The following is a 22,267-nucleotide window of genomic DNA, read 5'->3' as shown; positions in this document are numbered from 1 at the left end:
ATGGATAAAAAGAAACAACGCTCGCTTGTCCAGTGGCTCAAAGGGCAAAGCAAGCTTGGCAAAACCTGGCTCATCGCAGCGATTGGCTTGGCATTTCTGTCTGGTCTGTTTTTGATCGCCCAAGCTGCATTGCTCGCCAACATTCTTCACGAACTCATCATAGAGAAAGCGGACAAATCGGACATTTGGCTTTCATTCATCGGATTAGCCATTATTGTTTGTCTCCGTGCCGCCTGTAGTTGGGGAAAAGAGCAAGCAGGCTACCGCGCTGGGGAAGCCGTTCGTCTTCACGTTCGCCACCTTATTTTGGATAAGCTTCAAACATTGGGCCCAGCGACCATACAAGGCAAACCAGCAGGTTCTTGGGCAAGTTTGGTGCTAGAGCAAGTCGAAGAGATGCAAGACTTCTTCGCGCGTTACTTACCGCAAATGGCAATTGCTGGCCTCATACCTTTTGTCATCTTGCTGGTTGTTTTCCCTCTTAATTGGGCTGCAGGGCTTATCTTTTTGCTCACCGCGCCATTGGTGCCCTTTTTCATGGCATTGGTCGGTATGGGTGCCGCTGATGCGAACAGACGCAACTTCAAGGCACTACAACGACTATCCGGCCATTTTTATGACCGCCTCAGAGGCCTAGCGACGATTCGCCTGTTTGATCAAGCCGACGCCGAAAGTAAACACCTGAAAGTAGCATCTGAAGACTTTCGCAAACGCACCATGGAAGTGTTGCGCTTAGCGTTTCTGTCATCCGCTGTCTTAGAATTCTTTACCTCACTCTCGATTGCGATCACCGCTGTTTATTTTGGCTTTAGCTACATTGGCGAGTTGAATTTCGGTCACTATGGTTTAGGCATTTCTCTGTTTATTGGCGTGTTCGTTTTGGTTCTCGCCCCCGAGTTTTATCAACCTTTGCGCGATTTGGGTACCTATTACCACGCGAAAGCGCAAGCCATTGGTGCGGCAGAGTCTATTGTGAATTTTCTTGATGCTCAGCCAGAACATCAAGCATCAGGCACAGCGAAAATACCCGCAGATACGGTAACTATCAAAGCCACTGACCTTGAAGTGTTAAGCCCTGACGGTGTGGTACTGGCAGGCCCGCTGACCTTTGAAATAAAATCAGGCGAACATGTGGCGCTAGTCGGTCAAAGCGGTGCTGGTAAAACCAGCCTCATCAATACCCTTCTCGGCTTTTTACCTTATCGCGGTAGTTTGCAAATAAACGGTGTTGAGCTTCACCAGGCTGATTTGGCGCACTGGCGTAAACAAATAAGCTGGGTGGGACAAAACCCTCAACTCTTCCATGGCAGTGTCAAAGACAATATCGGTCTCCCTGCGCCATTAGCGACTGATGAGCAGATCCAACAAGCAGCACAAGACGCCCACGCTGAAGAGTTTATCGCTCGCCTCGATCAAGGCTATTCGCACCGAGTCGGTGATCGCGCTAGCGGTTTATCTGTTGGGCAAGCGCAACGGATTGCCGTGGCACGAGCGCTGCTACAAGATGGCCAGTTCTGGCTATTGGATGAACCCACCGCGAGTCTGGATGCATCGAGCGAGCGATTGGTCATGGACAGCTTAAACAAAGCGACAAAAGACACCACGACCTTACTGGTGAGCCACCGTATTGATCAGCTTGGTACAACAGATAACATATTAGTGATGCACAAAGGCAAGTTGGTGCAACAAGGGCCATTTGAGACACTTAAGCACGAAGGGACATTTGCTGAAATGATCCAAGCCGTTGACAGGAGTGACCTTGATGCGTGATCTCATTCCGTTTCTTAAACTCTATAAAAAGCATTGGTTTGGCTTGTCTTTGGGCATGCTGCTTTCGTTTGCAACCTTGGCATCCGCCATCAGCCTACTGACTCTTTCAGGGTGGTTTATTGCAGCCTCTGCAGTGGCAGGGCTTGCAGCCGCAAGTCATTTTAACTACATGCTACCTGCTGCGGGTGTGCGAGGGTTTTCAATTGCACGTACCGCAGGAAGATGGGGCGAACGTGTGGTTAGCCACAATGCGACATTTAAACTGTTAGCAGATCTTCGTATCTTCTTCTTCGAAAAACTGACACCACTGATCCCCGGCAAAGTAGGCAACTTACGTGACGCCGACATCCTCAACCGTTTGGTTGCTGATGTCGATGCCATGGATCACGTCTATCTTCGTCTTATCAGCCCATTGTTTGTTGGCGTACTTGGCATCTTGGGTGTCAGTGGTTTTCTCTACTGGTTTGATCCAACGCTTGGCCTCACACTCGGAGCGATTCTTCTTTCACTCATGCTCATTCTACCTGTGGTGTTTTATCGCCTTGGTGGTCCACATGGTGAAGAAGTCACACGTGCAAAGTCTGAGCTTCGAATCTCACTAGTGGATTGGCTTCAAGGGCACGCTGAACTGCAAATCTTTGGCGCAGCCGATAGGTTTCGCGAACGCGCGCATGATGCCGAAAAACGCCTACTGGGTGCACAACGTCAAATGGCGGGTGTCACGGGCTTAGCAAACGGCATATTACTTGCTGCTAACGGATTAACCTTAGTCTTAATGCTTTGGATAGCAGCTGATGGTGTGGGAGGGCAATTGCCTAACCCAATGGTGGCTATGGTGGCCTTTACCACCATGGCAAGCTTTGAGCTGATGATGCCTGTTGCAGGTGCATTCCAGTATTTAAGCCAAACCATGACCTCCGCGAAGCGATTGAACGAAATCATTGAAGCAACGCCCGAAACCCAATTCGACCCGATGGGTTACAACAATACGGCTAAAGGTGATATTTGCTTCAACAATGTCAGCTACACCTACCAAGGTGCAGATAATCCTGCAGTGAACGCTGTTTCGCTAACCATCAAAGCCGGACAGAAAGTCGCACTGCTTGGTCGCACAGGCTGTGGCAAATCTACCCTGTTGCAGCTCCTCACGCGCTCATGGGACCCATCACAAGGCTCGGTGAGCATCGATGGTCAATCATTGACTACGTGGCGTGAGTCCGCGCTGAGGGCATCTATTGCAGTTGTCAGTCAACGTGTCGATATCTTTAATGGCGCACTTCGCAATAACCTCTCGATGGCAAAGCCGTCGGCAACAGACGAAGAACTGATTGCTGTTGTTGAACAAGTCGGGCTTTCCGATTTGTTAGAAGGCCCGGGGTTGGACGCTTGGCTAGGTGACGGTGGCCGACAACTGTCGGGCGGTGAACGTCGTCGCTTAGGGATAGCGCGAGCACTGTTGCGCGATGCGCCCATTTTGCTGCTTGATGAGCCGACCGAGGGGCTTGATGTCAAAACCGAGCAGCAGATCCTAGCGTTGCTTCTTGAGCATGCAAAAGACAAAACGGTTCTGTTTATCACCCACCGTCTGGTAGGCCTCAAAAACATGGACACTGTGTGTTTAATGGACGAAGGCCGCATTATTGAACAAGGCGACCATCAAACCTTGAAAGCCGCGGGTGGACGGTACACTAACCTGCTCCAACGCATTCAGTAATGCGCGCAGTTTTGTATACTTAAGGGAGCTTCGGCTCCCTTTTTTACAACAGGCGCATGAACCTAAAGCATCGACCCGTTTACAGGAACCCGACTTACTATGACCATTTATTTGCCACCATTAGATGAACACGACCCGGAGCTCTTCCCTCCTGTGAGCAGCGCACTCGACGATCCTGATGGTCTTCTCGCCATTGGTGGTGATTTGTCGCCACAGCGCCTTAGAGCGGCCTATGAGCATGGGATCTTTCCTTGGTTTGGTGACAACGATCCCTACCTTTGGTGGTCACCCTCAGAACGCGCCGTTATCGACCCAGCCACTTTCGTGCCTAATAAAAGCTTAAGAAAATTCGCGCGTAAACAAAGCTTTCGTGTTTCGATAAATCATCGATTTGATGAGGTGATAAAGCAATGCGCATTAATCCGGGGCGAGCACCAAGTATGGATAACCCACGAGATGCGCGAAGCATATAAAAAGCTGCATCGCCTCGGTGGCGCTCACAGTGTTGAGGTCTGGCAAGGCGATACATTGGTCGGTGGTTTGTATGGCGTGGCAGTCGGTGGACTATTTTGTGGCGAGTCGATGTTCTCACTTCAAACCAACGCATCTAAGACGGCACTCTGGTATTTCTGTGAACACTTCAAACGACATGGCGGCATGCTAATTGATTGCCAAATGATGACCGAACATCTGGCATCGTTAGGCGCTCAGCCAATGCCACGTTCAGATTTCATCCAACAACTTAACCAGCACAAGCATCGCATTATTGATGCCACGCTTTTTCAGTCCCAGTGGATTAATGGTGATCTCAATGGACAATAACACCATGGTAAAACGATCATTTCGTGTTGGGGTTATGGCGCCATCCTCTTGCCCCTATCTGCCTGAAAAAAAAGAATCCATTGCGGTTGTCGTAGACCCTGAATTGCACAATATGACTGGCTACAATGCTCTCATTCAATCAGGCTTCAGACGCAGTGGTGGCAACATCTACCGCCCTCACTGCGCTAACTGCAGTGCTTGCCAGTCGCTGAGGGTTGACACGTTTGGTTTCACGCCGACCAAAAGCCAGAAACGCCAGCTTAACCAACTGTCGCGGATGGATGTTCGTCTACAAGATACCCTGGATGACGAATGGTTTTCATTGTACGAACGCTACATCAATAAACGTCATCAGCATGGCTCTATGTATCCTGCAAACAAACATGATTTTCTGTCTTTTGTTCTGAGTGACTGGCAAGACTCAAAATTCCTTCACCTTTTTGACCAAGGGACGTTAATCGCTATCGCTGTCACGGATGTTCTGGAACACGGTTACAGCGCTATCTACAGCTTTTTTGACCCAGACCATCCGTGGTCACTGGGATCATTGTGTGTACTTGCACAAATCAATGCGGCAAAGAAGAACAGGACACCTTGGCTTTACTTGGGTTTTCAGATAGATGAATGCGACGCCATGTGTTACAAGCAAAGATTCAAGCCTCACCAGCGCTTCATTGCGGGGCAATGGCAGCAATTCCCGTAGATAGAAGAAAGCGTATCCACAGCATCTGCCCAATAAAACCCCAACTTGGCATCAAAAAGAAAAAGTATTTAGCGTAAACCTTAACCGATAGCTGATTTTTACTGGTCAGTCAGAGAGCAAAGGGGTAAAATTTCGGCCCTGAACTTTACAGACTTAACGAATCAAGGCATTATCTGCCAGTCAAAAAATGGCTGAGTGATAGCCTAAGAGGATTAAATGGCAAAAGAAGACGTAATTGAATTGCAAGGTACCGTACTGGACACCCTGCCAAACACCATGTTTCGCGTAGAACTAGAGAACGGCCACGTAGTAACTGCTCACATCTCTGGTAAGATGCGCAAGAACTACATCCGTATCCTTACCGGTGACAAAGTTACCGTAGAAATGACACCTTACGACCTGTCGAAAGGACGCATTATCTTCCGCGCGCGCTAATCCTCACGTCTCGCGAACACGAAAAACCCGGCTCTCTGGCCGGGTTTTGTCATATGTGTAATCTGTAAAACGACCTCGTATTAGGCAGGTTCCATCTCATCGCTGAAGCTAAATGTCAGTGCATCGCTTTTCACACCCACCTTCACCGTGCCACCATTGACGAGACATCCGAACAACAATTCATTGGCCAGATTTTTCTTAACGTGCTCTTGCATCACTCTAGCCATTGGGCGTGCGCCCATTGACTTGTCATAGCCTTTCTCAGCCAACCAGAGTTTCGCCTTATCCGTGACTTCTAAAGACACGCCGCGAACATCCAATTGCGCCTGAAGTTCAACAACAAACTTATCAACAACTTGAAGAATGACTTCTTTATCAAGATGGTTGAACCAGATGATGTTATCGAGACGGTTGCGGAACTCAGGTGAGAACATTTTCTTGATCTCAGCCATCGCATCAAGGCTATGATCTTGCTGAATCAGACCTATCGATTTACGAACCGTTTCGGTAACGCCCGCGTTGGTGGTCATCACCAATATGACATTACGAAAATCCGCTTTACGACCATTATTGTCTGTCAGCGTACCGTTATCCATCACCTGCAAAAGTAAGTTAAACACGTCAGGGTGCGCTTTCTCAATTTCATCAAGAAGCACAACACTGTGTGGATGCTTAATGACGGCATCGGTCAATAAACCGCCTTGGTCATAGCCTACATAGCCAGGGGGGGCACCAATCAGTCGGCTGACAGTATGGCGCTCCATATACTCAGACATATCAAAACGCTGAAGTTCAATACCCATGGCGCGAGCCAGTTGGACTGTCACTTCGGTTTTGCCTACCCCTGTCGGGCCAGCAAACAGGAACGAACCCACAGGTTTGTTTTCAGCGCCTAGACCAGCACGACTTAGCTTAATGGCTTCACACAGCGCACCAATGGCATCATCTTGACCAAACACCAGCATCTTCAGCTTCTGTTCGAGAGACTGAAGTACTTCACGATCCGAGGAAGAAATCGATTTTTCCGGGATACGTGCCATTCTGGCGATCATGGATTCGATGTCGCCCACACCAACCGTTTTCTTACGCTTGTTCGCCGGCGCTAAACGACAACGCGCCCCCGCTTCATCTATCACGTCGATGGCTTTATCAGGCAAATGACGGTCATTAATGTATTTCGCAGACAGCTCAACCGCGGCACGAATCGCCTTGCTTGTGTAGCGCACTTCGTGGTGAGCTTCATATTTCGGTTTCAGACCCATCAATATTTTGGTGGTGTCATCCAGCGATGGCTCAATCACATCAATTTTTTGGAAACGACGTGCAAGCGCGCGTTCTTTTTCAAAAATACTGCTGTATTCCTGATAAGTAGTCGAACCGATACAACGAAGTTTACCGCTGGAAAGCAACGGCTTGATGAGGTTTGCCGCGTCCACCTGACCACCGGATGCAGCGCCTGCACCAATAATGGTATGGATTTCGTCAATAAATAGTACCGCGTGTTCTTCTTTTTCAAGCTGCTTCAAAATGCCTTTGAAACGCTTCTCGAAGTCGCCGCGGTATTTTGTGCCCGCCAGCAAAGAACCGATATCCAGAGAGTAAATCACGCAGTTTTGGATAATCTCAGGCACTTCACCTTCAACAATGCGCCAAGCTAGCCCCTCTGCAATAGCCGTTTTACCCACGCCAGCTTCACCGACGAGTAGCGGGTTATTTTTACGGCGACGACAAAGCACTTGAATCGTTCGCTCAAGTTCTTTGTCTCGACCAATCAATGGGTCAATACCGCCCACACGGGCAAGTTGGTTGAGATTGGTCGCGAAATTTTCAAGACGCTCCTCACCACCTTCAACAGACGCTTCTTCTGATGACAAATCAGCACCTGGCAATTCATCATCGCTGCTAGAAGATTTAGTGGTGCCATGAGAAATGTAATTAACGACATCAAGTCGGCTGATATCGTTTTTCTTGAGCAAATAGGCCGCATGGGACTCTTGCTCACTAAAGATAGCAACCAGCACATTCGCGCCACTCACTTCGCTTCGGCCGGAAGATTGAACATGGAAGACAGCACGCTGAAGCACGCGCTGGAAGCTCAGAGTAGGCTGAGTTTCTCGATTATCGTCATCAACAGGGATGAGCGGTGTTGTTTGTTCAATGAATGCTTCTAGCTCTTTACGCAAAGCATCAAGGTCAGCGCGGCACGCAAGCAATGCTTCGCGAGCAGCGACATTTTCCAGAAGCGCCAATAGCAAATGTTCCACTGTCATAAACTCATGACGTTTTTCACGTGCTCTTGCAAAAGCCCCATTAAGGCTTGCTTCGAGTTCTTTATTTAGCATAAGGCACCTCCCTCAAAAACCACATTATGGTGTGCCGGAGAAAACCAAGTTCTCCTTTCTTAGGCTTTCTCCATTGTGCACAACAATGGGTGTTGATGTTCTTTTGCGTACATCATTACCTGGGCGACTTTCATCTCGGCAACTTCCGCACTGTAAACGCCACAAACAGCCTTTCCTTCGTAATGAACAGCTAGCATCACTTGTGTTGCTTTCTCTATATCCATGGTGAAAAAACGCTGTAACACTTCTACAACAAACTCCATGGGGGTGTAATCATCATTATTCAACATCACTTTATATAAGGATGGCGGCTTTACTTTGGTTTCTTCCGCTTCTTTTACATCAGAATCCGGAACTATCCATTCGTACTTTTTGCTCATAACTGCTTACAATCTTTAAGGTAGCTCAAGTGTTCTTTACAAAACAAGGTTTTATACGTCAGGTTTGTAGATTGAGATATCAAACACAAGATTTGCTACCACTACTTAAAACGTAATCCACAGATTGTATTCCAGCAACCATAACAATGCTATGTTGCTCGAACCCTCTCACTGAATTTCACCTTGTTTCACCCAATATGAGGCGACAATGCCCATATTGCAAATTTTGCGATTCACATTTAATCCACAACAGCACTACAACAGCGCACCTAACCGTGATGTAAGAAATTCCATACAGACCACATCATATTTCGACGTCTCAAAATGTTAAAAATGTCTCGAAGAATATAAAGTTAATTTTCTCAGCTAACGTTTCAGGATAATTTATTCACTCACGGAATATGTCAAAGTTAGTGTATTTATTTATTAATTCACTAAAGCGCATTTTCGATTGCAAGCTCATATTTTTCATACGATTAAACTCCCCCTCCACGTACACCAATCACTCCAAGAATACGTTTACAACTGATGACTTTGTAAATTATTCTCTCAACCCAAAGTATCAACTACAAGATCTTCGCGCAATAATGAAACACACTCAGCCAAAATGATACTCATATCATCCTTCCGTCACATCGCTGGTTATTTTTATTAAAATGTTGTTATATAGACGTTCAGACGCTTGACTGTCTAAATCTTTCTACTAGAGTGTGAATTGAAGTAAAAACATACAGCATCAATTACGTGAGTAACATGATTGCAAATGTTGGTTTTACTCATAGTTATGCAATTTGAATGCAAGAGGGATGTTTCGCATGGCAACTGGTACAGTTAAATGGTTTAACAATGCTAAAGGGTTTGGTTTTATCTGCCCTGATGAGGGTGACGGTGATATTTTCGCGCACTACTCAACAATCCAAATGGATGGATATCGCACTTTGAAAGCTGGTCAAACAGTGAATTATGAAGTGCAAGAGGGTCCCAAAGGCTATCACGCGAGTGAAATTGTTCCAGTAGAAAACGAAGCCCTAAAATAAAATAGTGTTGCTACAATCTTTTTGCTGCCCGAAGGTCGACATTTAAAGAGCGAACTCAAGTTCGCTCTTTTTATTTGTGTATCGTCCTGACCTGACCTAAATCCAAATCTTCCTTGCTCTTCATTGGTCGCTTTTCGGTTGAATCTCGCTATCCCCCCCTTTCAGCCACACATAGAACGAAAGAAAAGACTCTATATCCGGTACTTTGATCTTGATCTGTTATAGACACAAAAAAACCCAGCCGAAGCTGGGTTTTTGTCTAATCGCGTCAAACATCAATAAATGATGAATTACATTTGATCGATCATGTCTTGTGCGAACTCAGAACACTTACGCAGTGTTGCACCGTCCATCAGACGCTCAAAGTCATAGGTCACAGTTTTGTTGCTGATCGCCTTTTCCATTGAGCTGATGATTAGGTCAGCCGCTTCAGTCCAACCCATGTGGCGAAGCATCATTTCAGCTGAAAGGATAAGAGAACCTGGGTTCACTTTGTCCTGTCCTGCGTACTTAGGCGCAGTGCCGTGAGTCGCTTCGAACAGCGCAATGCCATCACCGATGTTTGCACCAGGGGCGATACCGATACCGCCAACTTGAGCAGCAAGTGCATCAGAGATGTAGTCGCCGTTCAAGTTCATGGTTGCAATAACGTCATACTCTGCTGGGCGCAGAAGAATTTGTTGTAGGAACGCATCAGCAATCACATCTTTAATGATGATCTCTTTGCCAGTGTTTGGATTTTTCAGCGTCATCCATGGACCACCGTCCAACAACTCTGCACCGAACTCTTCTTTCGCGACTTCATAGCCCCAATCTTTGAAGGCACCTTCGGTGAACTTCATGATGTTGCCTTTATGAACCAGCGTCATTGAGTCACGATCGTTATCGATGGTGTATTGAATCGCTGCGCGAACAAGACGTTTCGTGCCTTGCTCAGAAACAGGCTTGATACCGATACCACACTCTTCGTCAAAACGGATTTTCGTTGCACCCATTTCTTCTTTCAAGAATTTGATAACTTTATCAGCTTCTGCCGTGCCCGCTTTAAACTCAACGCCTGCGTAAATGTCTTCTGAGTTTTCACGGTAAATAACCATGTCAGTCAATTCAGGTTGCTTCACAGGGCTTGGTACGCCAGCAAAGTAACGAACAGGGCGAGCACAAATGTATAGGTCAAGCTCTTGACGCAAGGCAACGTTCAATGAACGAATACCGCCGCCAACAGGCGTAGTCAATGGACCTTTGATTGATACTTTGTAATCACGAATAAAATCCAGTGTTTCAGTCGGCAACCACTGGTCTTCACCGTAAACCTGGGTTGACTTCTCACCCGTGTAGATTTCCATCCAGGAGATCTTACGGTCACCGCCGTAAGCTTTTTCTACTGCCGCATCAACAACTTTGATCATTGCAGGGCTAACATCAATACCAATACCGTCACCCTCAATGTAAGGGATAACCGGATTGTTAGGAACGACTAACTTGCCGTTTTCAACTGCAATTTTCTCACCTGCTGGTACGACTACTTTGCTTTCCATTTAATTCTCCTAGCGTCCATTTTCTATTTAGCGCTCACCAAACAGAACAATTTGCCGTCGTGCTTCGATTTCCCCAACAGGCTGAGATTGAGCTAACAGTCTGATGTAGCACGTCAGGTAATTGTTCTGTTTGGTATAACATGCGAGCAAAAGAATACTGTAAATCCCGCAACACGCCAATCACATTATTCCATGTATAATACGGAGGTCTCATTTGTTACCAGACCTGATTGACAGTACTTCATGACGTTTAAAACTACATCGAAAAGAAGCGCGAACAAGTCCGCTTCAAACCCTAATTTCCGACGCACTTCACGCCGTCGGTCCGATAAACCTGCAAAGCCTAAGGGGCCAACAAAGGTCATACTATTTAATAAACCTTTCAACACCCTGACACAGTTCACTGGCGAGCCCGATGATTCAACTTTAGCGGACTTTATTCCGGTCAAAGATGTTTATGCCGCTGGCCGCTTGGACAAAGACAGCGAAGGCCTGCTTGTACTGACCAATGACGGCATCTTACAAGCTCGCCTGACTCAGCCAAAATCCAAGTCGCCCAAGATCTACTGGGTGCAGGTAGAAGGTGTCCCCTCAGATGAAGCAATCGCACAGCTTCGAGAGGGCGTAGAACTCAATGACGGTTGGACGTTGCCAGCAGGCGTTGAAGTGATGGACGAGCCTGCGATTTGGCCGCGAAATCCGCCTATTCGTCATCGCCCGTCTGTGCCGACCACTTGGCTCGCTATCACATTAGAAGAAGGGCGAAACCGTCAGGTTCGTCGCATGACAGCAGCCATTGGACACCCGACGTTACGCTTGGTGCGTCATCAAATGGCAGGATGGACCGTTGAAGGTCTGCAACCTGGTGAATGGCGAGAAGTTTCACCGCCTTCGCGCGAGTGAAACTGTGACTAACATCCCATCTGTAACCGCGTAAAGGATTCTGGTAAACTCTGCCACCGATTTAATTGGAGCTAGAAATTTCGTCATGTCAGATAACAGCAGCAAAAAAGTTATTGTCGGTATGTCCGGCGGCGTCGACTCCTCAGTGTCCGCCTATTTACTGAAGCAACAAGGCTATCAGGTAGAAGGCCTTTTCATGAAAAACTGGGAAGAAGACGATAACGACGAGTACTGCTCGGCAGCGGAAGATCTGGCCGATGCACAGGCCGTTTGTGACAAGCTTGGTATTGAGATGCACACCATCAACTTTGCAGCTGAATACTGGGATAACGTCTTTGAGCACTTCCTGACTGAATACAAAGCCGGGCGCACGCCAAACCCAGACATTCTTTGTAACAAAGAAATCAAATTCAAAGCCTTCTTGGAATTTGCCGATGAAGTGCTTGAGGCTGATTACATTGCAATGGGTCACTATGTGCGCCGGACCTTCCCTACACAGGAAGGCGAAACGGTTCAGATGCTCCGTGGCGTCGATAACAATAAAGACCAAAGCTACTTCTTATACACGTTGAGCCACGAACAAGTTGCGCGCAGCCTGTTTCCAGTTGGCGAACTGGAAAAACCAGAAGTACGCCGCATTGCGGAAGAGCAAGGCCTGATCACCGCAAAGAAAAAAGATTCAACCGGTATTTGCTTCATCGGTGAGCGCAAATTTACTGATTTCTTGGCGAAATATCTGCCCGCGCAACCGGGTGTTATCGAAACCACTGAAGGGCAAGCTATCGGCGAGCACCAAGGTTTGATGTATCACACATTAGGTCAGCGAAAAGGCTTGCACATTGGTGGTCAGAAAGGCGGTGGTGGCCTAGAAGCCGCTTGGTATGTCGTCGATAAAGACGTAGAGCGTAACGTGCTGATTGTTGCACAAGGCCATGATCACCCTCGTCTATTTTCAGCAGGCCTGATCGCCGGTCAACTGCATTGGGTCGATCGTAAAACGATGACCGAACCATTGAAGTGCACCGTAAAAACGCGATACCGCCAGCAAGACATATCATGTACCATCGAGCCCATTGATGGAGACCAAATCAAAGTTATCTTTGATGAACCGCAAGCAGCGGTCACACCAGGTCAATCCGCGGTATTTTATTCCGGTGATGTTTGCCTAGGTGGTGGCATCATCGAGCAGCGAATTTAAGGAGCAATCGTCAGTGGCTAATACTTTATTTGATCGAACCATCGCGTTCGCAAGTATCTGTCAATCCGTCAAACTGGTGCAGGAAATATCGCGCACAGGTAGCTGTGACCCAGATGCACTCAGCGCCAGCTTGAAGAGTATTATTGTCACTAACCCTGCTTCAACACTGGAGGTTTTCGGCAGTGAAGAAAACCTCACAGTGGGTTTAAACACCCTTATAAGCGAGCTCGATAATAGCCCTGGTGGCAGCGAGCTTACGCGTTATCTCATTAACCTGCTCGCGCTGGAGCGCAAGCTATCTGGCCGTCGCGATAGCCTTGCACAGCTGTCTGACCGCTTAGAAAACATCCAGCGTCAGGTGCAACATTTCGACCTGCTTGATGATCAAATGATCAGCAATCTTGCCAGTGTGTATCTTGATACGATCAGCCCTTTAGGCCCTCGTATCCAAGTCACTGGCAATCCCGCTCAATTGCAGCAAACCGGTGTGCAGCATAAAGTTCGTGCCCTGCTGCTTTCTGGGATCCGCAGCGCCGTGTTGTGGCGTCAGGTCGGCGGCAAACGCCGTCATCTTATCTTTGGCCGCAAACAAATGATTGAGCAGGCCAAAATCATCTTAGCCCGAAATTCGTAATAATAATTCAGGAGAGAGACCATGGAACTGTCAGCACTGACAGCTGTTTCACCGGTGGATGGCCGTTACGGAACGAAAACGATTGCGTTGCGTTCAATCTTCAGTGAGTTTGGCTTATTGAAGTACCGCACAATCGTCGAAGTTCGTTGGTTGCAAAAACTGGCAGCGACAGATGCTATCAAGGAAGTACCGGCATTTAGCCCAGAAGCAAACGCTATTCTGGACAAAATCGCGGCAGAATTTAGCGAAGCCGATGCGATGCGTATCAAAGAGATTGAGCGCACCACCAACCACGACGTAAAAGCGGTTGAGTATTTCCTGAAAGAAAAAGTGGCTGACAATGCCGAATTACATGCAGTGAATGAATTCATTCACTTTGCGTGTACCTCAGAAGACATCAACAACACGTCTCACGCTCTGATGCTGAAAGAAGCACGCGAGCAAGTGCTATTGCCAGAAATCCGCAATGTGATTGATGCAATCAAAGCGCTAGCTGTTGAATATCGCGACATACCGCTTCTTTCTCGTACTCACGGTCAACCTGCCTCTCCTTCTACCATGGGTAAAGAGATGGCAAACGTTGCATACCGTATGGAGCGTCAGTACAAGCAAATCGAAAACGTTGAGATTCTGGCGAAGATCAACGGCGCAGTGGGTAATTACAATGCTCACCTGTCAGCTTACCCTGATGTTGATTGGCACAAATTCAGCGAAGAGTTCATCACTGAATCGTTAGGCGTGACGTGGAACCCTTACACCACACAAATCGAACCACACGATTACATTGCTGAACTGTTTGATGCTGTTGCGCGTTTCAACACCATTCTGATCGATTTCGACCGTGACGTTTGGGGCTACATCGCACTGGGTCACTTCAAGCAAAAAACCATTGCTGGCGAAATTGGTTCTTCGACCATGCCGCACAAAGTGAACCCAATCGACTTTGAAAACTCTGAAGGTAACTTGGGCCTAGCCAACGCTGTATTTGGCCATTTGGCACAGAAACTGCCAATCTCTCGCTGGCAGCGCGACCTAACGGACTCTACCGTTTTGCGTAACCTTGGTGTGGGTGTCGGCTATGCCATCATTGCATACACTTCTACCTTAAAAGGCATCAGCAAGCTGGAAGTTAACCAAGCGGCGCTAGAAGCTGAACTCGACAAAAACTGGGAAGTATTGGCAGAGCCAGTACAAACCGTGATGCGTCGTTACGGCATTGAAAAGCCATACGAAAAACTTAAAGAGCTGACTCGCGGTAAGCGTGTAGACGGCGAAGGCATGCGTTCATTCATTGATGGCCTTGATCTTCCAGAAGAAGAAAAAGTTCGTCTGAAGAAAATGACACCTGCCAACTACATTGGTGAAGCGATTAAGCTGACTGATCAGCTGTAATTAAGCACCCTTGTAGAGAAGCCCGCTATTTTGGCGGGCTTTTTATTTTGTCGCTATCCTGCCCCGCATAAGCGCTTGGGTATATACTCCCCCCTAACTTAAAGAAAATGCGCACATCCTATGTATCAGCTAAATTTTGACTTAAACGAATTTCTTACCACCTACTGGCACAAACAGCCGGTTGTGATCAAAAACGGCTTTATCGACTTTGAAGATCCCATTAGCCCTGATGAACTAGCAGGTCTGGCAATGGAAGAAGAAATCGATTCTCGCTTTGTGACGAATCTGGATGGCAATTGGAAAGCGCAGCACGGCCCATTCGAAAGCTTTGACGATTTTCCTGACACGCACTCACAGTTGATCGTTCAAGCGGCTAACCACTGGCATCCGGGGCTTCGCGAATTGGCTCAGCCATTCCGTGTGCTACCAAACTGGTTGTTTGACGATGTAATGATTTGTCTCTCTATGCCAAATGGTGGCGTGGGCCCGCATATCGACCAATATGATGTGTTCATTACTCAAGGCATGGGTAAGCGCCGCTGGCGTGTCGGTGAAAAAGGCGAGTACAAAGATGCCAACCATGATTCAGGTTTGCGCCAAATCGAAGGCTTTGACCCGATCATCGATGAGATTTTAGAGCCGGGCGATATTCTGTATATCCCGCCGGGCTTCCCGCATGAAGGGAATACCATTGATGTCTCGATGAGCTACTCAATCGGCTATCGCTCACCGAAGAAACAAGAACTGCTAAGTGGTCTTGCGGACTATGTGTTGACCAATGAGTTGGGTGACGTCCACTTCTATGACCCGAACCTACAAACTCGTGATGAGCACGGCATGATCCCAACGTCTGAATCTGAGGCGCTGAATGACATGCTCATGAAGCTGATTAACGACCCAAAAATCAAAGCGCGCTGGTTAGGTGAGCAATTAAGCCAGTCTCGCCACGAACTGGACATCATGGCGGCAGAGCCACCTTGGCAAGCAGATGAGCTGTTCCAATTCATCGAAGATAACATGGTGCTAGAAAAAGTGTCTGGCATGAAAGCCTTGTATCACGAGAATGATTTGTCGGTAGTGTTTATCAATGGTGAATCCATTGAATTACCAGAAGGCTGTGAAGCAGCGGCACGACTTCTTTGCGATCAGGAAGCGTTTTCCGGCGAAGACTTGGGCGAGCTGGCGAGCAACCCTGCCCTCCTTGCCCTTTTGCTTGACCTGTGCAATCAAGGTTACTGGTACCCACAAGCTTAAACACGGCTAAATAGACATAAAAACAAAGCCTTCCAGTTGGAAGGCTTTTTTTGTGGGTTAGTTATTTGTTCAGGTCAAACGTTATAAATGAACCTGCAAACAAGACACGGCGTGATAATCCGAGCCTTTTAGCATTGGCTTTGTTTGCGCACATGCGTCTGTTGCTTGCGGGCAACGCGTTCGAAATACACACCCTGATGGCGGATTCATTGGCGAGGGTAATTCCCCCTCCAACAGCTGGATTTTTTTGTTGCGCTCTTTGATTGGGTCAGGCACCGGCACCGCTGACATCAATGCACGTGTATACGGGTGCTGAGGGTTATCAAACAGTGATTTGCCTTCTGCCAACTCAACAGCATTGCCCAAATACATCACTAAAACGCGATCAGAAATGTGTTTCACCACTGACAAGTCATGCGCAATGAAGATTAGGCTCAGGCCCATCTCTTGTTGCAGTTCTTTCAGCAGGTTCACCACTTGCGCCTGAATCGACACATCCAGCGCGGATACCGGCTCATCACAAATAACCAATTTAGGTTTCAATATCAGCGCGCGTGCAATACCAATACGCTGACACTGACCACCTGAAAATTCATGCGGGTAGCGGTTAATCACGTTGGGCAGTAAGCCTACGCGCGTCATCATCGCTTGGACTTGCTGCTTCACTTCATCCTTGGATAACTCTGGATAGAAAGTTTTCAGCGGCTCAGCAATAATGTCACCGATAGTCATACGTGGATTCAGTGAGGCCAATGGATCTTGGAAGATCATTTGAATTTCTTTGCGCTTTTCACGCAAATCATTGCCGCCCAGCTTGGTCAGGTCTTGCCCCAACCACACAACTTGGCCTTCTGTGGCTTCCACCAAACCGATGACAGCGCGTGCAAAGGTTGATTTTCCGCAACCAGATTCGCCAACCACACCAAGAGTCTCCCCTTCGTACAGTTTTATGTTCACACCATCGACCGCTTTCAGAACAGAAGGCTTGGCCCAAGGTAACAGCGATTTTGATGCAATATTGAAATGCACTTTGAGGTCTTCAATATCAAGCAGTAGTTTTTTGTCCATCACACCCATTACCACGTCCCCTGATCAGAAAAACACGCACGAAGACGACCGTCAGCAAATGGCGTCAGAATCGGTGACTCACTCTTACAGCGAGTAGAAACACGATGACAGCGATCTTGATACGGACAGCCTGGTGGCAGTTTCAATAAGTTTGGTGGATTACCAGGAATGGTTGGCAGCACATCGCCTTCCACATCCAAGCGAGGAATAGCTCTTAACAAGCCCTCGGTATAGGGGTGACTTGGCTTGTAGAAAATCTCATCCACGTTGCCGTACTCCATGGTACGCCCCGCGTACATCACCAGCACTTTGTCACACGAACCCGCAACCACACCCAGATCGTGCGTGATCATGATAATCGCGGTGTTGAACTCTGATTTCAGCTCGTTGAGCAAATCCATGATCTGTGCCTGAACCGTCACGTCCAACGCCGTTGTCGGTTCATCGGCAATCAACAGCTTTGGACGACATAGCAACGCCATCGCAATCATCACACGCTGGCGCATGCCGCCGGAAAACTCGTGAGGATACATGGTAATACGTTTGCGTGCTTCAGGGATTTTCACCGCTTCCAGCATGCGAACAGATTCTTCAAATGCTTCTGTTTTACCCATGCCCTTATGGTGCATCAATACTTCCATCAGCTGATCGCTGACTTTCATATACGGATTAAGCGACGTCATGGGATCTTGGAAAATCATCGCAATCTGCTCAGCACGAATCTTGTTCAGTGCTTTTTCTGGCAGATTAAGAATTTCATTTCCTTCAAATTTTGCGCTGCCTTTAATAACACCGTTTTTCGCAAGCAGACCCATGATCGCAAACACAGTCTGACTTTTACCAGACCCAGATTCACCCACAATGCCCAGCGTTTCGCCACGCTCGAGTGAAAAGTTCAGGTCGTTAACTGCGGTAACAGAACCATCTTGGGTTTTGAATTCTACACGTAGATCTTTAACATCTAATAGGCTCATACTTCCTCCTTATCGATCCTTAGGATCTAGCGCGTCACGCAGACCATCACCCACATAGTTGAAACACAACAGTGTGGTTACCATGAACAGGGTTGGGAATGCCAACTGCCAAATAGCCAGTTCCATGGTTTGAGAACCTTCTTGCAGCAATGCACCCCAACTTGTCATTGGCTCTTGTACACCCAAGCCCAAGAAGCTGAGGAAGGATTCAATCAAAATCATACTTGGGATAAGCAGCGTTGAATAAACGGCAACGATACCTAGCACGTTCGGAATGATATGACGGAGGATAATGTTGCGCGTGCTAACACCACAGACATGGGCCGCTTCAATAAACTCTTTGTTACGCAAGCTCAACGTCTGTCCACGAACAATACGCGCCATGTCTAGCCAAGCTATCGCACCAATGGCAACAAAGATCAGCACGATGTTTCGACCAAAAAACGTCACGAGAACGATCACCAAGAACATAAATGGAATTGCGTTCAAGATTTCCAGAATACGCATCATGACGCGGTCTGTACGACCACCAATATAACCAGAAGCAGCACCGTAAACGGTACCAATCAGTACTGCAACAAAGGCGCCCATCAAACCAACCATCAAGGAGATTTGGCCACCAACTAGCGTACGCACATAAATATCACGGCCTAATGCGTCCGTACCAAAAATGTGCCCTTCGGGGCCCAATGACGGCGCGGCATGCATGGCATACCAATCCGTATCATCAAATGCATAGGTTGCGAAAAATGGACCCACAATCACCCACAAGGTGATACATGCCAAAATCGCCAGACTCGTCATTGCCGCTTTATTGCGCATAAAACGAATACGCGCGTCTTGCCACAAGCTGCGACCTTCTACTTCAAGTTGGGCAGAAAAGTTGTCGATAGCTTCGTTATTTTCTTCTCTTTTTAACAGCATAATTCAAACCTCAATAACGAATCTTCGGGTCTAGCCACGCCAGCAAAATATCCACAATGGCGTTAAATATGATAAACAGCGTACCAATCAGAATGGTCACGCCCATCACCAATGAATAGTCACGGTTGAAGGCGGCGTTAACAAACAACTTACCAATGCCAGGAAGACCGAAAATGGTTTCAATAACAACAGAACCCGTAATGATGCCGACAAATGCTGGGCCCATGTAAGACACCACTGGCAGCATTGCAGGACGTAGCGCATGCTTCACCACGATGTAGCTCATGCTCAAGCCCTTGGCTTTTGCAGTACGGATAAAATTACTGTTCAAGGTTTCGATCATGCTGCCACGTGTAATACGGGCAAAGGTGGCGATATAAAGAAAAGACATCGCAAGGATTGGCAGGATCATGAATTCAATGGCGCCGCCATTCCAGCCACCAGCGGGGAACCAACCCAATCCGATAGAAAAGATATAAATCAGCACGGGCGCCAAAACAAAGGAAGGCAACACCACGCCAAACATGGACGTAGACATGATGAGATAATCGACCCAACTGTTTTGCCGCAGCGCAGCAATGGTGCCGATAGTCACACCAACGACTACAGTCAGAAGAAACGCATAGAAGCCCACTTTTGCTGAAACAGGCAAGGCCGTAGCAACCAACTCATTCACTGTATAATCTTTATATTTGAATGAAGGGCCAAAATCGCCTTGCAGAATATTCCCTAAATACGTGGTGTATTGCTCAAATACGGGCTTATCAAGTCCGTATTTTGCATTGATGTTTTCCATGACCTGCGGAGGCAGCGTCTTTTCAGAGGAGAAAGGGTTTCCTGGTGCAAAACGCATCAAGAAAAACGAAATCGTGATCAATACCAGCAAGGTTGGTATTGCTTCTAACGTACGAGTAAAAATCAATCTAAACATAAAGCATCCCACATATGCTTAAAAACACATGCGCCTGTGGAGAGCCCACAGACGCATGGAACGACCCTGTTATTATTCTGCGATAATGAACATATCTTTGGTGTAGATATTGTCTTGAGGGTTCTTGTCTGGATAGCCACCTACATTTGTTGCAACCAAGCGAGGCTGAACATATTGGAAAATAGGAGCAATTGGCATGTCTTTCGCCAATTGAGCTTCAGCGATTGCGTAATAACCATTACGCTCAGCTTCCGTTTTGGCTAGATTGACAGCATCGTTCATGGCTTTATCAAAAATGGCACTGGAGTACTTCTGATCATTCGAGCCGTTATCAGTTTTTGCTATCGCAAGGAAAGATGACGCTTCGTTATAGTCAGCACACCAGCCTGCACGACGCACATCAAAGTTGCCCTGCTTACTGTTGTCTAAGTACGTTTTCCACTCTTGGTTTTCCAAGGTCACGTTCACAAAATTACCCAGCGATTTTTTCCACATGGACTGAATCGCAACAGCCGTTTTCTTGTGGTTTTCACTGGTGTTGTAAAGCAGGGTAAAATCAAGTGGGTTACCCTTACCAAAACCAGCTTCTGTCAAAAGCTCTTTCGCTTTTTCAACACGTTGCTTCTGAGTCATACCAGCATATTCTGGTGCATCAGGTGTGAAACCAGTAATACCACTGTGAGTCAGAGCATATGCAGGTGTTTGGCCTTGCCCCCAAATTGCATTGGAAACAATATCGCGATCGATTGAGTAAGACAGCGCTTTACGAACGCGTGCATCATCAAACGGCGCTTTTTGGGTATTAAAGCCGTAGTAATAAGTACATAGGTTCGGCGAAACAACCACATTTTGCGGATATTCTTTCTTCAAGCGACGGAACTGCTCATTCGGCACTTCATAAGTAATGTTTATTTCACCAGAAAGGAAACGGTTCATTTCCGCATTTTGGTTTTCGATCGGCAGGAAGGTAACTTTATCGATAGCCGTGTCTTTGTTGTCCCAGTAATTTTCGTTACGCGACAAGACAATTTTTTCGTTAACAACCCAGTCAGTTAGCTGATAAGCACCGTTGCTCACAAAGTTTTCAGGTTTAGTCCACGCATCACCAAATTTTTCTGCCGTCGCTTTGTGTACAGGATACATGGTGGTGTGCGCCATCATCTTCACGAAATAAGGAAGAGGCACTTCAGTTTCAACAACGAGCGTTTGGGCATCGACCGCCTTAACACCCAGTTCTTCAACTGGCTTTTTCGCAGCAATAATATCTTTCGCACCCTTCATCTGGGTTTTTTCGATATACCACGCGTAAGGCGATGCTGTATTTGGATCTACCGCGCGCTTAAAACTGTATTCGAAGTCATAAGCGGTAACAGGGTCGCCATTTGACCACTTTGCATCTTTGCGGATTTTAAATGTGAAGGTCTGGTTGTCATCCGTTGACCAAGATTCTGCAACACCTGGGATGGTATTGCCGACAGCATCTTGAATAACTAGACCTTCCATCAAATCACGCAAAACGTGAGCTTCTGGCACACCTTCTACTTTATGCGGGTCAAGCGAGGCAACTTCAGTACCGTTACCGCGAACCAGTTCTTGAACAGGAGCGAGTTTTGTGCCCGCTGGCACTTCAACAGCTGTTGCAGTGAAAGAGGTAGCGGAAACCGTTAGACCAGCGCCAAGTAATAACGCCTGAGTGATTTTGTTCTTATACATGCAGATACTCCAATTTATCCTTTGCTTGCATCCATGACACTCTCCGGCACGCTTAAATCGAGAAAAAAACCAAGTCTCAATTCACATCAAAACTTGAGTAAACGGCGGAGAATTGCTTGGAACATTACCAAGCATCAAATTAATTTGCCACAAAATAGGAAAAAAAAGTCACATGCATCTAACAAACAAACCAAAACCAGCACTTTAAACCACATCTATGAATGCAGTTGAACGGATACTTCAATGTTGAGTCAGTAGAAAGTGGAAAATTGCACAAAAAACCCTAAAAGGACAATTTATAAGCATTTAAATTGGTTGTTAACGGTAACTTTCACAACATAATTCGATTATCTGCGGTAGTTTAGATATATATAACTGATTATTAATCCAATAAAAACGAATAAATAACCACTAACAATAAAGGGGGATTAGGCTACAGGTATAGTTATTCGCCTTTATTATGGGATGTTGGACGACAATTTACATTTTCTTAATGTTTTCAATTCGCTGTTTTATGTAATTAAATCATGAAAAT

Annotated in this window: 19 protein-coding genes; 11 read left to right on the top strand and 8 right to left on the bottom strand. The window is 47.0% G+C overall.

Annotated elements, in window-relative coordinates:
• The 5 genes from cydD (at nt 1) to infA (ending at nt 5,444) form a co-directional block, all read left to right on the top strand.
• A complete protein-coding gene (cydD, locus tag AB8599_RS04985; protein WP_407332672.1) occupies nt 1-1,770 on the top strand; it encodes a heme ABC transporter permease/ATP-binding protein CydD in 1,770 nt (589 codons plus the stop codon).
• Nucleotides 1,763-3,484 (top strand): heme ABC transporter ATP-binding protein/permease CydC, encoded by a 1,722-nt coding sequence (cydC, locus tag AB8599_RS04980; protein ID WP_407332671.1) that lies wholly within the window; start codon nt 1,763-1,765, stop codon nt 3,482-3,484. The genes cydD and cydC overlap by 8 nt, the downstream gene beginning before the upstream one ends.
• Nucleotides 3,485-3,583: 99 nt before the next feature.
• Complete coding sequence (gene aat / locus AB8599_RS04975; RefSeq protein WP_407332670.1) at nt 3,584-4,306, top strand: leucyl/phenylalanyl-tRNA--protein transferase; 723 nt, start codon at nt 3,584-3,586, stop codon at nt 4,304-4,306.
• Nucleotides 4,296-5,009, top strand: coding sequence for an arginyltransferase (locus tag AB8599_RS04970; RefSeq protein WP_407332669.1), 714 nt, complete (start codon nt 4,296-4,298; stop codon nt 5,007-5,009). Before aat ends, AB8599_RS04970 begins: the two co-directional genes overlap by 11 nt.
• A gap of 216 nt (nt 5,010-5,225) precedes the next feature.
• A complete protein-coding gene (gene infA / locus AB8599_RS04965) occupies nt 5,226-5,444 on the top strand; it encodes a translation initiation factor IF-1 (RefSeq protein ID WP_016961517.1) in 219 nt (72 codons plus the stop codon).
• An 80-nt stretch (nt 5,445-5,524) separates the two neighbouring features.
• On the opposite strand, the gene clpA is transcribed toward infA, so the two are convergent.
• Nucleotides 5,525-7,786 carry an ATP-dependent Clp protease ATP-binding subunit ClpA gene (gene clpA / locus AB8599_RS04960; protein WP_407332668.1) on the bottom strand — a complete coding sequence of 754 codons (2,262 nt, stop codon included), beginning with the start codon at nt 7,784-7,786 and terminating at the stop codon, nt 5,525-5,527.
• Between the two features lie 59 nt (nt 7,787-7,845).
• Entirely contained in the window at nt 7,846-8,166 is a 321-nt protein-coding gene (gene clpS / locus AB8599_RS04955; RefSeq protein WP_407332667.1) for an ATP-dependent Clp protease adapter ClpS, read from the bottom strand.
• 815 nt (nt 8,167-8,981) lie between these two features.
• On the opposite strand from clpS, the gene cspD reads away from it, so the two are divergent.
• Nucleotides 8,982-9,203 carry a cold shock domain-containing protein CspD gene (gene cspD, locus AB8599_RS04950; protein ID WP_016961514.1) on the top strand — a complete coding sequence of 74 codons (222 nt, stop codon included), beginning with the start codon at nt 8,982-8,984 and terminating at the stop codon, nt 9,201-9,203.
• A gap of 290 nt (nt 9,204-9,493) precedes the next feature.
• Here the strand turns inward: cspD and icd are convergent, their stop codons facing one another.
• The gene (gene icd / locus AB8599_RS04945) at nt 9,494-10,741 is read right to left on the bottom strand and encodes an NADP-dependent isocitrate dehydrogenase (protein ID WP_407332666.1); all 1,248 of its coding nucleotides are present in this window, start codon (nt 10,739-10,741) and stop codon (nt 9,494-9,496) included.
• A gap of 243 nt (nt 10,742-10,984) precedes the next feature.
• Between icd and AB8599_RS04940 the strand changes: the two genes are divergently transcribed.
• The 5 genes from AB8599_RS04940 (at nt 10,985) to AB8599_RS04920 (ending at nt 16,122) form a co-directional block, all read left to right on the top strand.
• Nucleotides 10,985-11,644 (top strand): pseudouridine synthase, encoded by a 660-nt coding sequence (locus AB8599_RS04940; RefSeq protein ID WP_407332665.1) that lies wholly within the window; start codon nt 10,985-10,987, stop codon nt 11,642-11,644.
• 85 nt (nt 11,645-11,729) lie between these two features.
• Nucleotides 11,730-12,842 (top strand): tRNA 2-thiouridine(34) synthase MnmA, encoded by a 1,113-nt coding sequence (mnmA, locus tag AB8599_RS04935; RefSeq protein ID WP_407332664.1) that lies wholly within the window; start codon nt 11,730-11,732, stop codon nt 12,840-12,842.
• A gap of 13 nt (nt 12,843-12,855) precedes the next feature.
• Nucleotides 12,856-13,476, top strand: coding sequence for a high frequency lysogenization protein HflD (gene hflD, locus AB8599_RS04930; RefSeq protein ID WP_407332663.1), 621 nt, complete (start codon nt 12,856-12,858; stop codon nt 13,474-13,476).
• A 21-nt stretch (nt 13,477-13,497) separates the two neighbouring features.
• Nucleotides 13,498-14,868 carry an adenylosuccinate lyase gene (gene purB, locus AB8599_RS04925; RefSeq protein ID WP_407332662.1) on the top strand — a complete coding sequence of 457 codons (1,371 nt, stop codon included), beginning with the start codon at nt 13,498-13,500 and terminating at the stop codon, nt 14,866-14,868.
• A gap of 120 nt (nt 14,869-14,988) precedes the next feature.
• Nucleotides 14,989-16,122, top strand: coding sequence for a JmjC domain-containing protein (locus tag AB8599_RS04920; RefSeq protein ID WP_407332661.1), 1,134 nt, complete (start codon nt 14,989-14,991; stop codon nt 16,120-16,122).
• Nucleotides 16,123-16,203: 81 nt separating this feature from the next.
• On the opposite strand, the gene oppF is transcribed toward AB8599_RS04920, so the two are convergent.
• The 5 genes from oppF to AB8599_RS04895 all read right to left on the bottom strand — a co-directional run bounded on the left by oppF (nt 16,204) and on the right by AB8599_RS04895 (nt 21,732).
• Nucleotides 16,204-17,199, bottom strand: coding sequence for a murein tripeptide/oligopeptide ABC transporter ATP binding protein OppF (oppF, locus tag AB8599_RS04915; protein ID WP_407332660.1), 996 nt, complete (start codon nt 17,197-17,199; stop codon nt 16,204-16,206).
• On the bottom strand, nt 17,199-18,164 hold the full coding sequence (locus AB8599_RS04910) for an ABC transporter ATP-binding protein (RefSeq protein ID WP_407332659.1): 966 nt from the start codon (nt 18,162-18,164) through the stop codon (nt 17,199-17,201). The genes oppF and AB8599_RS04910 overlap by 1 nt, the downstream gene beginning before the upstream one ends.
• Before the next feature lie 9 nt (nt 18,165-18,173).
• Nucleotides 18,174-19,085 carry an oligopeptide ABC transporter permease OppC gene (oppC, locus tag AB8599_RS04905; RefSeq protein WP_407333180.1) on the bottom strand — a complete coding sequence of 304 codons (912 nt, stop codon included), beginning with the start codon at nt 19,083-19,085 and terminating at the stop codon, nt 18,174-18,176.
• Nucleotides 19,086-19,098: 13 nt separating this feature from the next.
• Nucleotides 19,099-20,019 carry an oligopeptide ABC transporter permease OppB gene (oppB, locus tag AB8599_RS04900; RefSeq protein WP_407332658.1) on the bottom strand — a complete coding sequence of 307 codons (921 nt, stop codon included), beginning with the start codon at nt 20,017-20,019 and terminating at the stop codon, nt 19,099-19,101.
• A gap of 72 nt (nt 20,020-20,091) precedes the next feature.
• Nucleotides 20,092-21,732 (bottom strand): ABC transporter substrate-binding protein, encoded by a 1,641-nt coding sequence (locus tag AB8599_RS04895; protein WP_407332657.1) that lies wholly within the window; start codon nt 21,730-21,732, stop codon nt 20,092-20,094.
• Nucleotides 21,733-22,267: the final 535 nt, after the last annotated feature.

Source organism: Enterovibrio litoreus (genome assembly GCF_045679545.1).
Lineage (GTDB): Bacteria > Pseudomonadota > Gammaproteobacteria > Enterobacterales > Vibrionaceae > Enterovibrio.
Note: the sequence above shows the minus strand (reverse complement) of the source record. Positions and strands in the feature narration are given on the sequence as shown.

Coding starts and splice junctions, on each gene's coding strand:
- cydD (WP_407332672.1), top strand. CDS start 1: ATGGATAAAAAGAAACAACGCTCGCTTGTCCAGTGGCTCAAAGGGCAA.
- cydC (WP_407332671.1), top strand. CDS start 1,763: ATGCGTGATCTCATTCCGTTTCTTAAACTCTATAAAAAGCATTGGTTT.
- aat (WP_407332670.1), top strand. CDS start 3,584: ATGACCATTTATTTGCCACCATTAGATGAACACGACCCGGAGCTCTTC.
- AB8599_RS04970 (WP_407332669.1), top strand. CDS start 4,296: ATGGACAATAACACCATGGTAAAACGATCATTTCGTGTTGGGGTTATG.
- infA (WP_016961517.1), top strand. CDS start 5,226: ATGGCAAAAGAAGACGTAATTGAATTGCAAGGTACCGTACTGGACACC.
- clpA (WP_407332668.1), bottom strand. CDS start 7,786: ATGCTAAATAAAGAACTCGAAGCAAGCCTTAATGGGGCTTTTGCAAGA.
- clpS (WP_407332667.1), bottom strand. CDS start 8,166: ATGAGCAAAAAGTACGAATGGATAGTTCCGGATTCTGATGTAAAAGAA.
- cspD (WP_016961514.1), top strand. CDS start 8,982: ATGGCAACTGGTACAGTTAAATGGTTTAACAATGCTAAAGGGTTTGGT.
- icd (WP_407332666.1), bottom strand. CDS start 10,741: ATGGAAAGCAAAGTAGTCGTACCAGCAGGTGAGAAAATTGCAGTTGAA.
- AB8599_RS04940 (WP_407332665.1), top strand. CDS start 10,985: ATGACGTTTAAAACTACATCGAAAAGAAGCGCGAACAAGTCCGCTTCA.
- mnmA (WP_407332664.1), top strand. CDS start 11,730: ATGTCAGATAACAGCAGCAAAAAAGTTATTGTCGGTATGTCCGGCGGC.
- purB (WP_407332662.1), top strand. CDS start 13,498: ATGGAACTGTCAGCACTGACAGCTGTTTCACCGGTGGATGGCCGTTAC.
- AB8599_RS04920 (WP_407332661.1), top strand. CDS start 14,989: ATGTATCAGCTAAATTTTGACTTAAACGAATTTCTTACCACCTACTGG.
- oppF (WP_407332660.1), bottom strand. CDS start 17,199: ATGGGTGTGATGGACAAAAAACTACTGCTTGATATTGAAGACCTCAAA.
- AB8599_RS04910 (WP_407332659.1), bottom strand. CDS start 18,164: ATGAGCCTATTAGATGTTAAAGATCTACGTGTAGAATTCAAAACCCAA.
- oppB (WP_407332658.1), bottom strand. CDS start 20,019: ATGTTTAGATTGATTTTTACTCGTACGTTAGAAGCAATACCAACCTTG.
- AB8599_RS04895 (WP_407332657.1), bottom strand. CDS start 21,732: ATGTATAAGAACAAAATCACTCAGGCGTTATTACTTGGCGCTGGTCTA.